This window comes from Acinetobacter sp. WC-141 (assembly GCF_000313935.1).
Classification (GTDB): domain Bacteria; phylum Pseudomonadota; class Gammaproteobacteria; order Pseudomonadales; family Moraxellaceae; genus Acinetobacter.
The window spans coordinates 1-13,233 of record NZ_AMSS01000061.1 but is presented as its reverse complement, the minus strand read 5'-3'; the positions used below and the strand labels follow the sequence as shown (position 1 = coordinate 13,233).

The 13,233-nt window shown below is 39.9% G+C and carries 12 protein-coding genes and 1 pseudogene; 2 read left to right on the top strand and 11 right to left on the bottom strand.

Features of this window, described 5'->3' with window-relative positions; all coding sequences use genetic code 11:
* Positions 1-74 precede the first annotated feature (74 nt).
* A pseudogene (locus tag ACINWC141_RS12340) lies at positions 75-1,907 on the bottom strand (DUF1302 domain-containing protein).
* A 97-nt stretch (positions 1,908-2,004) separates the two neighbouring features.
* Positions 2,005-2,610: an RBBP9/YdeN family alpha/beta hydrolase gene (locus ACINWC141_RS12335; protein ID WP_081400136.1), complete on the bottom strand. Its 606-nt coding sequence runs from the start codon at positions 2,608-2,610 to the stop codon at positions 2,005-2,007.
* 283 nt (positions 2,611-2,893) lie between these two features.
* Here ACINWC141_RS12335 and ACINWC141_RS12330 point away from each other — a divergent pair, with 283 nt between their 5' ends.
* A complete protein-coding gene (locus tag ACINWC141_RS12330) occupies positions 2,894-3,904 on the top strand; it encodes an AraC family transcriptional regulator (protein ID WP_009391728.1) in 1,011 nt (336 codons plus the stop codon).
* Positions 3,905-4,019: 115 nt separating this feature from the next.
* On the opposite strand, the gene ACINWC141_RS12325 is transcribed toward ACINWC141_RS12330, so the two are convergent.
* The 8 genes from ACINWC141_RS12325 to ACINWC141_RS12290 all read right to left on the bottom strand — a co-directional run bounded on the left by ACINWC141_RS12325 (position 4,020) and on the right by ACINWC141_RS12290 (position 11,308).
* On the bottom strand, positions 4,020-5,030 hold the full coding sequence (locus ACINWC141_RS12325) for a YeiH family protein (RefSeq protein WP_009391692.1): 1,011 nt from the start codon (positions 5,028-5,030) through the stop codon (positions 4,020-4,022).
* Entirely contained in the window at positions 5,023-5,331 is a 309-nt protein-coding gene (locus ACINWC141_RS12320) for a Rieske (2Fe-2S) protein (RefSeq protein ID WP_081400140.1), read from the bottom strand. The genes ACINWC141_RS12325 and ACINWC141_RS12320 overlap by 8 nt, the downstream gene beginning before the upstream one ends.
* Positions 5,332-5,345: 14 nt before the next feature.
* Positions 5,346-6,002: a DsbA family oxidoreductase gene (locus ACINWC141_RS12315; protein WP_034678532.1), complete on the bottom strand. Its 657-nt coding sequence runs from the start codon at positions 6,000-6,002 to the stop codon at positions 5,346-5,348.
* A complete protein-coding gene (locus ACINWC141_RS12310) occupies positions 5,999-7,348 on the bottom strand; it encodes an MFS transporter (protein WP_009391729.1) in 1,350 nt (449 codons plus the stop codon). Before ACINWC141_RS12310 ends, ACINWC141_RS12315 begins: the two co-directional genes overlap by 4 nt.
* A 118-nt stretch (positions 7,349-7,466) precedes the next feature.
* Complete coding sequence (locus tag ACINWC141_RS12305; RefSeq protein WP_009391669.1) at positions 7,467-8,519, bottom strand: beta-keto acid cleavage family enzyme; 1,053 nt, start codon at positions 8,517-8,519, stop codon at positions 7,467-7,469.
* A gap of 60 nt (positions 8,520-8,579) precedes the next feature.
* Entirely contained in the window at positions 8,580-9,428 is an 849-nt protein-coding gene (locus tag ACINWC141_RS12300; protein WP_009391764.1) for a TauD/TfdA dioxygenase family protein, read from the bottom strand.
* A gap of 11 nt (positions 9,429-9,439) precedes the next feature.
* A complete protein-coding gene (locus tag ACINWC141_RS12295; RefSeq protein WP_034678522.1) occupies positions 9,440-10,426 on the bottom strand; it encodes a quinone oxidoreductase family protein in 987 nt (328 codons plus the stop codon).
* Positions 10,427-10,564: 138 nt separating this feature from the next.
* Positions 10,565-11,308, bottom strand: a complete 744-nt coding sequence (locus ACINWC141_RS12290) for an aspartate/glutamate racemase family protein (protein WP_009391825.1) — start codon at positions 11,306-11,308, stop codon at positions 10,565-10,567.
* A 141-nt stretch (positions 11,309-11,449) separates the two neighbouring features.
* Between ACINWC141_RS12290 and ACINWC141_RS12285 the strand changes: the two genes are divergently transcribed.
* Positions 11,450-12,103, top strand: coding sequence for an NUDIX hydrolase (locus ACINWC141_RS12285; protein WP_009391757.1), 654 nt, complete (start codon positions 11,450-11,452; stop codon positions 12,101-12,103).
* A gap of 121 nt (positions 12,104-12,224) precedes the next feature.
* Here ACINWC141_RS12285 and ACINWC141_RS12280 read toward each other — a convergent pair.
* A protein-coding gene (locus ACINWC141_RS12280; RefSeq protein WP_155757872.1) for an IS3 family transposase occupies positions 12,225-13,233 on the bottom strand; the annotation gives its coding sequence in 2 pieces (ribosomal slippage) (positions 12,225-13,048 and positions 13,048-13,233; 1,010 coding nt annotated over the 2 pieces). This gene is flagged as partial in the annotation.

The window sequence follows — 13,233 nt, the reverse complement described above, 5'->3', positions numbered from 1 at the left end:
ATTAAAAATGATGAATCAAAAAATTATTTAATTTTCATTTATTATAATTTATCGGGAGAGAAAAAGTGATCAAACTAAAAATTAGCTTTAAATGCTAATGACACAAAATCTCGATCATCTATCGTGCTAAATTCATTGGAACCAAAAAAGTTATTATAAGCAATCTCAGTGGTATATTTTTGCTGATAAGTCATAGATAACGCAGCACTTACACTCATTTGCCCTTCTTGAAAGTTTTGGCTAAATCCATAAACATCATGTCTAAAACTAAGACTTGGAGTAATAATTGTGGAAGGTAAAATATCCTGATAATTTAACGCGCCGCGTAAACGATAACCCAATGACCATTCGCTAAAAAACCCATTTCCATTACAAAAACGTTCATTTAAGTTGTCAATTTCTGCATTTGTAAGATGCGCTGTACCATAAGGCGTACATTTGAATGCTCCTGTATCAGGATTATAGGCACCCGTTGAAAGCTCGCTACGGCCAAAAGCTCCTGTTCGACCTATCCGATGATTACCAATATCTGCAATATGATTTAAGGCAAACTCTGTAGACTAAGTCATCGAATTTGCTCCAAAAATATTCGATATGCTATCAGTTGCGCCAATGGAGAATTGTGTTACGGGTAAGCGTACATATCCCTGAATATATTGACCTAATTCAGGAGTTTCCCCCGGCGGCGAAAATGGTGTGCCGTCCGATAACACTTGGGCATAGACAATGTCTGTACCGTTTAATTGCAAAGGTTGATTTGGCTTATGTGTTAATTCACTAAAAACAGTTGTTGTTCCAACTTTGCCAGTCAAACTTAATCCAAACATTTTGATATTTTCAGGATAGATAGAAAAATAACTTGCGGTATTAAAGTTCTCTGGCCCCCGCGCTGTTACAGCCGTTCCATCAAAGTTTGCATTGCGACTATGGTAATTAGCATAGTAAATACCCAGTTCGGCATTATTTAAACTTGGTAATGTCTGTTTTAAAGCAATACCATATTGACCATTGTCTTTTGCTTTTCTGCTTTCTGCACGCGGAATATAAGTACGTAAACGCATTGCTGTATCTGACAATTTATCTCCGCCCCCTGCAATCAGAACTGGACCCGCATTTTCGGGAACAAAGTCAGAAATTTCAAAGAAAGTTCCGCTACCATCAACGACTGACGGTCTAAATTTAAATTGATAGAACCCTTCTATTTTCAAATTTTTATTAATGCTTGTATCGAATGAAAACATTTCGGTGGGAATCATTCTTTCTTTTGCATCACCAGCTGGTCGGTTGATTGCGGCAAAATCAAATGCACTCACCGAGTTTAAACCATTTTGGAAAAACTGCGATTTCCCCCAATTTAAAGTCTGTTTACCTAATTTTAAATTTATGGTTTTTCCTTCACCTAGTTCAAAATCTTTCCATATATAGGCATTCCATAAATCGATACCTTTGAACTTTGCAAGCCTTGGCCACGCTGAATCATTAAAGGGTTTCAAGTCTCCGTGTCCTGTTTCATAGGCATGGTCATACCAATATTTAGTACTAATGACCGCACCTTGCTGCTTCCCATTGAGCTTAACTTCAGTTATGCCTCTAATGATCTGTGAAATGGCGTCATATTTACTAAAATTCATGCGTCCATCATCACCATTCACATCAATGCTAGAACCTTGTTTGCCGATTTTATTTGCATCAGGCCGATAAAGTAATGAAGTAGATGGATCTTGTGTACTCCAACTGGCGCCTAAACTTAATGTGGTTTTTGATTCAAATTGCCAATCTTTATCAAAATCAAAACTGCCAGCACTTGCTTTAGACATGAGTAAAATCAGACTTAATGAAACACTTATTTTTTGAATATATAAAATATAATTGTTTCTTTGATTTAAACATGCGTAGGTAATGACCATATTATCTCCATATAAATATGATTTTTCTTATTTATGCTTATTACTAAAAACCATCCATTGGCTTTTAAAGGATTTAAATAAGCAGGTATTTTTTGTACTAGGCGGGTTGTTCTACCTGATCTAACTGTTGAATAAATTGTTCAGCTAAGGGCCAATACCCAAAGCCAGATGCTGGGTTTAGATGTCCCACATCACCCAAATTTACGAGTTGGCTTCCCCATTTTTCTGCCATATCACTTACAGCTTCATAACGCGCTAAATGGTCATTTGTGCTTGCAACCAACATGCTTGGAAAAGGAAGGGTTTGATCTGGTAAAGGACTCCATCCTTCTTGATGAAGTACGGCTGGGCTCGGATAATTTTCAGGCCAACTTTTGTTTAAATCAGGCGGTGCAACAAGTAACGCACCATGAATTGGTCGTTGATATTTTGCTGCCCAATGTATAGTCATAAGTACACCAGCACTATGAGCAACTAAAATGACAGGTCCTTGTATTTGTTCGAGTTGGGCTTGTATAGCAGCAACTCTATTTTGACAATTCAGTTTATGGTTCTGCACAGGTGGCACAGAATGAACCTTCGCTAGCCTTGTCTCTAAAATGGTTTGCCAATGCTCGGGAACATGATCACGTAACCCCGGAATGATTAAAATTGTTGCTCTGGTTTGTATTTTTTCCATTTCGACACCTGTGAACTTCGCCATCTAGGATGCATAAGAATTTTTATAAAACTCACACTCACAATAAAGTCTCATTTCATTCAATGATGCACATAAGGCGTCACGGGCTTTTCATTTGACGACACATCTTCTTAAAATTAATTAAAATAAGTTTTGTAATTACAAATAAATTAAAAGAAGAAGTGTAAAATTAACCGTACTTAACGTTTAAGCTCTTAAATAAAAGCTTTTGTAATGTGAAGATTTTGGTTATAACTAAATATGAGCTGTAAGGAATATGGCTTATTAAGAACAAGGAGATAATAAAATGGTTCCTCTTGCGCATACCGCCTCTTTAAAAAACTATTTGGCCGTTGCACAGCAATTAGCTATTAATCCATACCATTTATTATCACGCGTTGGTCTTAGCCAAACTCAATTAAATGATCTTAATCAGCGCATTCCTGTAGATAAAGCGATTACCTTACTTGAAGACTCAGCCCAAATGAGTAGCTGTGATGTTTTCGGTTTACACATGGCAGAGCAACGTGAAATCGCAGATTTTGGTGAAATTAGCCTTTTGTTAAATTATCAGCACACATTGCGAGATGCCTTACAAACTCTTGTTCGATATAGAAATTTACTTAACAACTCACTTGAAATATATATTGAAGAAATTGATGATACTGTTGTCATTAGAGAAGAAGTTGTCACAACAACTTGCGGATATAGTCGTCAAGCAACTGAACTTGCTTTAGGAATTACCCATCGTTTTTGTGCAGCATTATTGATGCAAAAATGGCGGCCTTTGAGTGTTCACTTTACCCATAATCCACCAAGCGATTTAACTCTGCATCGACGGATTTTTGGCTGTGCATTAGAGTTTGGCAGTGACTTTAATGGTATTGTTTGTACCACGGCCGAACTTGATACAACAAATCCTCAGGCAAATTTGGCTATGGCCAACCATGCACAGCGCTATTTAGATATTTTACAGAATAGTGATGAATCGACCATGATTTTTGATATTCGTAAAAGTATTTATCTTCTTTTACCAATGGGCCGTGCCACGATTGATCAAGTCGCTCAAACACATGGTATTCATGTTCGGACCTTACAGCGTCGTTTAGAAGAAGCTCAGACGAGTTTTAGTGATTTAATCAATGAAGTCCGTAAAGATCTCGTATTTCGTTATTTAAAAAATCTAAATTATTCACTCGCTCAAGTATCTGATATTTTAGGTTACTCGATGCCGAGTTCTTTTACTCGTTGGTTTATTAGTCAGTTTGGCATGTCACCAACAATGTGGCGCAGCCATAACAAATCACTTCATAGTTAAACTCGTCTACATTGAAATTAGAAAAAATGAATGGATTCAAAAATAAAGTGACATACAAAAGATAGAGGAGGTTTTATGCATAACCCAAAACCTCCTCTAAATATTTAAAATGAGGTCAAAACCACAAGTGCATGAGGCCGAGTACCAATAGTACTAAAAAGATACTTTCGCCGACCATCAAAAGAATTGGTTTAATCCCGACAGAAGCTAACTCTTTTAACTGAGTTTTCATGCCTAAGGCACTAATCGCGATGACTAAAAACCAACGTGATAAATCATTTATTCCATTTTGAACGACCACTGGCACCCATCCAGTACTGTTAATACAAGCCAGTATTAAAAATCCAACTGCAAACCAAGGCAATAATGGCGGTCGTTCTCCCGTTGAATTTGCACCTTGCATGCGGGTAATCATGGCAGCGCAAACAATCACTGGAAGCAACATTGCCACACGCATAAGTTTAACGACAGTCGCCGTATCACCTGTTTGAGTAGACATGCTATAACCCGCCCCGACCACTTGGGCTACATCATGAATCGTTGCACCAAGAAACACGCCAGCAGCTTGTGGCGATAGTTCTAGCCACTTCGCAATCATGGGATAGACAATCATTGCAAATGTCGAAAGTGCCGACACACCAATGACTGTAAACAGAGTCGCTTTTTCTTTTTGCGGATGATTCGGAAAAGCGGCGGATAGTGCTAACGCAGCTGAAGCGCCACAAATTGCCGTTGATCCACCAGTGAGCATGCCAAATAATTTTTGGAAACCTAAAATTTTAGCTGCAATTACAGAGACGGCGATTGTGACAATCACAAGTGTTACGACTAAAGCTACAGGCTGCCAGCCCAATGCAGTGATTTGCCCCAAAGTGATACGCATGCCGAGTAACGCAATGCCCATTCGCAGCACACTGCGTGCGGTAAATTCAATGCCCGCCTTACATTTACTTTCGGCTGCTAAAAAATTCAGGCTCATTCCCAGTAACAACGCAAATAACATGACTGGGGCACCGTAGTGCTCAGATAAAAAACATGCCGCCGCCGCAACGATCGAACTTACAATAAAACCTGGTGCCAATTCTTTTGTACGCTGGGTAAAATTTTTCAAAACTAAACTAGCCATGATTTTCCCCAGAACCCATCACAATAAATAACTTTTCTCCACTCACTTCTACGGGATAAGTCGCCACTTTGAGATGAGCAGAATTAACTAAACAGCCATTTGTTAAATCAAAGCGTAGACCATGGGCACAGCACTGAATCACTCGTCCTTCTAGACGTCCACTAAATAGCGATGCCCCCTGATGAGGACAACTGTCATCGATTGCATAAAACTGAGTCGCAACATTAAATAGCGCGAGAGTTTTATCTCCAATTTTTAAAAAAGCCCGCTCACCTGAATTCGGTATTTTTTCTAGAGGCACTTCAAATCGTTGGGTCATATCAACTCTCCTTGTCCCACAAGCGCCTCATGCATCGCTTGGTAAAGTGCATCTGCTGATTGCGCTCCAACCAGCACAGAACCATTATCAAAAATAAAGTAAGGCACGCCATTCCCGCCTGTACTTGCTGATATAAAATCTTGACGATCTTGAATAAGTGAACTTTTTATAAGCTCAGGTGAAAAGCCACAACGTTTTGCTATTCTGGATAAAGTGATGGTATTTCCAATATCTAACCCATCATAAAAATATGCCGCAAAGAGTTGCTCTAACAGCATATTGCACTGCTCAGGAGTGCCTACCTTTAAAGCTTTATCAAATAAGCGATGAGCCTTAGCCGTATTTGGCATGCGTTTAATCTGTTCAAAATCGATCTTAAGCCCGACCTTATTTGCAGCTTTATTGACTTGTTCCTGTCTCATACGAACTGCTGTCACACTGCCTAACCTTTTCAAATAAAATGTTTGAAACGGGACTCCTTCAACGGGTAAGTCTGGTATGAGCTGTACACCTCGCCAATGCACGACAACTTTGACTTTGGGGTGAAGCTGATAAAATCTATTTATAGCGATCAGTAACTGACGTTTTCCGATCAAACACCAAGGACAAATAAAGTCAAAAAATACATCAATATGTAATTGCCGAATCATCATTTGTTATTCATCTCGCATTTTTGTATTTGGTTACTTGAATGATTTTTAAGCTCAGTTATTCCTTGCTGCTCAAAGCGTGCGATATCTTTGTGATAATGGCGTTTGGCATAAAAAAATACGGCTGCGGCTGCAATACTGACCAATGGCATCAGTTGAAATGCACTATGTAAACCAATCACATCAGATACTTTACCAACGACTAAAGGACCAAGTGCTAAACCAAGAAAATTGTTAGCTAAGGTGAGTGTTGCAAATGCAGAACCATGAACTGAGTTATGTGTGAGATTGGCCACCATGGCACTAGATGGCCCATTGGTTCCTAGGGCAATAAACATTCCGAGACAAATGAGAAGTAACTGGTTACGTCCCACAGGCACAGCAAAAGCAATTAATAAAAGAACACAACCGAGCAAGCAGTATGTAATCGCTAAACTGACCTTACGATCTGGACAGTTACGGCCCAAATAATCACACAACATCCCGCATAGAATTGTGCCTACTGCACTACATAGCAAAATGACCGCTGCCATCACACCTGCCTTGTCGGTACTCATGCCGTAATAGCGATTGAGATAACTCGGCATCCAGACAATTACTGTGCCACCAACAAATAATTGCAGACCACTACCAATGTAAGTGGCAATGACTGAACGACTTGAATATAAAGTTTTTAAAGGGCTTTTTATGTGCTGGGTTTTACTACGAATTTTATTTTGAGGTGCTGCTTTTATTCTGTTTTCTTTCACTAAAATTGGATATAGAAAAGCCAAAATGAGACCAAATAAAGCAATACCACCAAAAGCCCAACGCCAACCGAAATGCTGTGCGAGTACACCACCTAAAGCCACACCCAAAAACGAACCAAATACGCCGCCCGCCATAAAAGCACTGGCGAGTGTTGCACGCATTTCTCGAGGAAAAACAGCTACCACCACTGCGATACCAACACTGCCATACGCTGCCTCGCCCACACCAACCATAAAACGAGCAATAAACATTTGCTCATAATTTTCAGCGAGTGCACATCCTAAAGTCGCCAAACTCCATAAAGCCGCCATAATGGCCAAGCTTTTAACTCGCCCAAAACGGTCTGCCATTAAAGACAATGGCAGAGTCAATAAACCCACCATTAAAGCCACAATGCCACTGAGCAAACCTAACTGGCTATCGCTGAGCAACCACTCATTTTTAAGTAAAGGAAAGACTGCGTTTAAGACTTGTCTGGACATGTAATCTGAAATGAGCAAACCAAATGTCAAAGCAAAAACAAGCCATGCATAACGACGAGGTATACTGATTGACGTATCAACATCGCTCATCTGATCTGAATACTGATGCGCATTCATAAGACCTCCTTGTATTTTTTATAATTTCTATTGAGCTAGTGCAGCACCCCGCCTTTAAAAACCAACGCGAATAAGCTGCACTATAATTCAGGTCTAAATTCCATTAGACCTCGTCATATTAACGACGTTGAGGAACGCCCTTTTGCCCTGCTTGACGGTTAGGTGACATACCATTTGCAATTAGAGTTTCTTCGATGGTGTTGTATTGAACGCCAATACGATAAATCTCGCGGGCTTCTTTTCCAGAAGCAATTTCACGGCCTAGTTCATGGGCAATTCGAACTGTTTGTTTAATTTGCTCTACAGATGAAAAACGACGTCCATGATGATCAATAATCGTGTCTTCATTACCCACACGAGCGTGTAAACCCATTGCCATCGACATGGTGTTAAAAGGCAATACATTTTTGAGTAGTGATTCTGAGGTCAAAGTACATCCATCAGGTACGCGATGAATAAAATTAAAGAAATTAAATGGGTTTGGACCATCAAAACCACCACCAATTCCAATCCAAGTTAAGTTTAATGGTCCCATATATAACCCTTTACGCACCATACGCTCTAGAGTTTCCAGACCATGCATTCCCGTTAATTGAAAGTGTGGTTGAATATTGTTTTTACATAAGCGTTTAATATGTTCGGCAACCCATGCAGGCCCTGCTGGCACAGTCATCTCTGCATATGCTGCCTGAGTCGCTGGATGTGCCAGTGAAGTTCCTTCCAAATATTCAGGATAGAGCAATTCCATAATATTCATTTGTGTGGTGTTAATTGCTACCGTGACCTGATCAGGTTTTGGTGTAAGGTCAGCCAACATATGTCGAGTGTCGTCACTTAACCATAGGGCCGCTTCACCTTCACTCTCTGGTGCAAATGAAATCGAACCTCCCACCTGAATAATCATGTCAGGCACAGCTTCACGCACACCTGCAATCAGTTCATTAAATTTTGATAGGCGTTTAGAGCCTTTACCATCAAGCTCACGAACATGTAAATGCAGCACGGTAGCACCCGCTTCATAGCACTCGACCGCTTTTTGTATTTGCTCATCCATGGTCACAGGAATATCTTCGGGAAAGTCTTCTGGCATCCATTCTGGTCCATACGGCGCAACAGTAATCACCACTTTTTCCATATTTTCTGGGTGCAATGAGTCGTCAAAGAATTGCATGCGCATCTCCTAATATATTTTTAGAATTTTCAAATAGATAAAATGAGTTAACCAATAACCTTAATAGGTTGCATCACCAATAATGCCTGCCCGCTCCATTTTTCGATGGCAAGGCGGATAATCCATCACGGCATAGTGCTGCGTACTGCGGTTATCCCAAATTGCAATACTGTTAGGCTTCCAACGCCAACGCACTTGAAACTCTGGTATATAGGCTTGAGATATTAAATAACGTAGCAGTTCAGCTGAGCCTGGATTGGCATCTTGTCCAAATCTGACCCGCTCTTTGGTGTGATAGTTACTGAAGTGCGTTGTGAACGCGTTGACATACAAAACTTTCTCGCCCGTTTCAGGATGAGTACGGACCACAGGGTGCTCAGCATCGGGGAACTTTGCTTTTAAGTCCAAGCGCTTTTCAAGTGGCATTGCAGCACCAAAACTCGCTTCTATGCTGTGGTAAGCACGTAAGTCTGCAATCTTACATTTGATATCATCGGGTAATGACTCATAAGCCATGACCATATTGGTCCACATTGTATCGCCGCCTACAGGTGGACATTCGACACAATGCAGCACGCATCCCATTGGTGGGATCTTGCGCCAACTCGCATCACTGTGCCAAGCATTTTCATAACGATCGACTGGGCTTTCGGGGTTTTTATAAATCTGTACTAAACCCGGATGGTCAGGATGACTCCCTACAGCAGGATGATCTTCTAGTTGTCCAAATTTTTCTGCAAAAGCCACATGATCCTGACGAGTTAAATGTTGATCTCGCAAGAACAAAACACGGTGTTTAAGCAGTTGTGAGCGAATTTCAGAAAATAAGCCATCATCATAAATAGCATCAGCGAGTTTTACACCGCTTAACTCTGCACCAATATTGCAAGTTAACTGTTCAATTTGCATAAGAAATCCCTTCAAATTACAAAAATTGATGAACCTATTGTTTTACGTGCTTCTAAATCGAGATGAGCTTGTACCGCATCCTTTAGCTCATAGCGCTGATTAATCTCAATTTTGATTCGTCCATGTCGCACATGTTCAAATAATTCATTTGCCAGTTCTTTTTTCTCGGCAGGATCTGCAATGTAATCGGCCAAAGCTGGACGCGTCACAAACAGTGAACCTTTTACGGCAAGTAATACCGGATCAAAAGCAGGAATTGGACCAGACGCAGTGCCTACACAGACCAACAAACCACGGCGTTTTAGAGAATCTAATGAACTCATGAAAGTGGCTTGACCGACACTATCGAAAACGACATTTACACCAACGCCGCCTGTTAACTCACGTACACGCTCAGCAACATTTTCATGGCTGTAGTTAATCACATGGTCACAACCATGAGCTCGCGCTACGGCTGCTTTTTCTTCTGACGACGTTGTGCCTATCACGGTCAAGCCAAGTAATTTGGCCCACTGAGAAACAATCAGGCCAACGCCACCTGCTGCTGCATGCAATAAAATTGAATCGCCCGCTTTAAAGTCATAAATACGGCGCATTAAATAAGCAGCAGTCAGCCCTCTCATGGTCATGGCCGCCGCAGTTTCACAGGAAATTTCTTCGGGTAATTTAATTAAAGCATCTGCTGGAATTATGCGGTGGGTGCTATATGCACCTAAAGTATTTAGAAAACCTGTATAAGTGACTCGATCACCTACTTTGACCTGAGTCACGCCTTCACCTAAGGCTTCCACTACACCTGAAGCCTCGACGCCCATGCCATTAGGCATTGGAATTTTATAGGTTCCATTACGAAAATATGTATCGGCATAATTTAAACCGACTGCCACATGACGTAGGCGTACTTCCCCTTCTTTTGGGTCTCTTACTTCTACATCTTCATAGCGCATTACTTCAGGCGTTCCTGTTCCATAGAAACGTATAGCTTTCGTCAACGTCATGTCCTATCCCATATTTTGGTTTTTTATTGAGTGCCTATAAAAGCAATAACTAAAACTACAATAAGTAGGATAGGCGCCACTTTACATTTGACGACACAGGCTTAACGTTTAATGACAAGACGGATATTTGAAATATGGCTAAACAATATTCGCAGCAGACATACGTAGATTGACACCATTAGAGTTTTTATTCTCATTTAAGCTAAAACTCACCGCCTCTTTTGCATGAATGGCGGTCGTATCAAATAAAGGCACCGAAAATTTAACCTCACCAATCAACATACAAATTTCGGTACAACCCAAGATAATTCCTTGGGCGCCTTCAGCAATGAGCCTCTCTACAATAGCAATGTACTTTTGCTGTGATTCTGGGTTGATTACCCCTAAACAAAGTTCTTCATAAATAATTCGATGGACTATCTTTCGATCTGCTTCATTTGGAATAATTACGTCAATTCCATGATCTTGTAATCGAGCTTTATAAAAATCTTGCTCCATTGTAAACGCCGTTCCCAAGAGAGCGACTTTACCAATGTTTTGACTCACAATTTCTTTTGCGGTTGCATCGGCAATATGTAAGAAAGGCGTGGTAATTGAATCTTCAATCTGTGCAGCAACTTTGTGCATGGTATTGGTACACACCAAAATACAATCTGCCCCTGCTTTCTCTAAGTTTTGCGCTTGCTCGGCTAAATATGTTCCAGCCTCTTTCCATAAACCTTTTGCTTGCAAGGCTGCTATTTCTTCAAAATCAACACTATTAATAATCACTTTAGCAGAATGCAATTTTCCCAATTTGCTATGAATCATTTTATTGATTTGTTGATAATAAAGCGCTGTAGATTCCCAACTCATTCCGCCTAATAAGCCAATTGTTTTCATTATTGAATCCTTCTATTTATTCAAATGTAATCTATAACTTTTATGAGTAAAGCGCAGCTAGAATAAAATTGCTTTTTTGATACTTAAAACTTTAAATGAAGTTAAAATATTCTGATTAAATTTATACTTGATAAAAAAGATATGAATATTGATATATTTAATGATAATTATGAATATATTGGGGTTGTCGATAAAAAATTAGCCCATCAATTGGGACTATGGCATAGGGTGTTTACTTGTCTTGTATACAACCCATCAACTCAATATGTTTATTTCCAGCTAAAAAATTCTGATAACTATACTTTTGATAGAAAAAGTTTTCTTGATATCTCTGTTGGTGGGCATTACGAGGCAGGTGAAACTATTGAACAAGGAATAAGAGAGAGTGAGGAAGAGTTAGGAATTAAGGTTGAATTCAATCAGCTTATCCCTATAGGAATTAGACAGACTTCTTGCCATATTACAGATAATTATATTGCAAATGAATTTCAACATATCTTCTTACTCCCTTTAAATATTGAATTAGTCGAGCTCAAGCCGAAAGATAATGAGATAGTAGGATTTGTAGAAGTTGCAATAACTGATTGTATTGATTTACTTCAACAAAAAATAAATTCTATTCAAATAAAAAAGAGTATAAAAATTAAAGAAAATTTATGGGAAATAAGTACCGATATTATTACGTTAGAAAGTTTTCCTCCTAATTATTTAGCTCTTGATAAAATAATTGAAAGATTGCTCATCGCGGCTATGAGACAGATTTCCGGTGAAAATGTAAACTATATTTATTGGTGAAATAAGGCTGAATTAATAAAGGAAATTGACCCATGCTTATACATTTCATAGGTCCGGGTGGAGCTGGAAAAACAAGTCTTGCGGTAATCCTCCCATAAATAACCGAAGTTAAAAGTAGAGGTTAAGCAGCCATTAGAGGTGGCTTTCCTTTGTTAGCTTGATGTGGTCTTTCATGGTTGTAATGCCACAACCAGTTTGTTGCATAATCTTGTACTTCATCCAAAGTATCAAATAAATGCTTGCTCAGCCAACTATAACGTATGGTCCGATTATAGCGTTCAATATACGCATTCTGCTGTGGCTTACCCGGTTGAATATATTCAATACGAATACCGTGCTCAGTAGCCCAGCGCACAAATTCGTGACTGATAAATTCGGGACCATTATCGCATCGGATCACTAACGGTTTTTCTCTCCACTCCAGCAATTGATTCAACGTACGAATAACCCTGATTGTGGGCAATGAGAACCCTGCTTCAATGGCTAGGCCTTCGCGGCGGTAATCATCAATCACATTCAATAATCGAAACTTGCGACCATCGGAAAGCTGATCATGCATAAAATCTAATGACCAAACCTGATTTTCTCGGATTGGTTCTTTCAATGGTTCAGGCGCATGCCGTTTTAGTCTTCTTCTCGGTTTAATACGCAGATTCAGTGCCAACTCACAGTAAATGCGGTAAACCCGCTTGTGATTCCAGCAGCAACTCTCAACATGCCGTAAATACGAGAAGCACAAACCAAAGCCCCAATCGGAATTTTCCTCAGTGAGTTCAATGAGCTGTTCAGCAATGAGTGCATTGTCATCGCTGAGTTTGGCTTGATAGCGGTAGCAGGTTTCACTAATGCCAAATGCTTTACAAGCCAAACGAATACTAATGGCATGCTGGGCAACTGCCTGTTGTGCCATCTTACGCCGGCAAGATGGCTTTACCACTTTTTTGCCATCGCTTCCTGGATGATTTCGGCCTTTAATCGCTCTTCCGCATACATCTTTTTAAGTCTGGTATTTTCGGCTTCTAGCTCTTTCAGTCGAGCCATTAATGATGTATCCATACCACCATATTTGGCACGCCATTTATAAAAGGTAGCATTACTCATGCCGTGTTCACGGCAAAGGGTCGCTACAG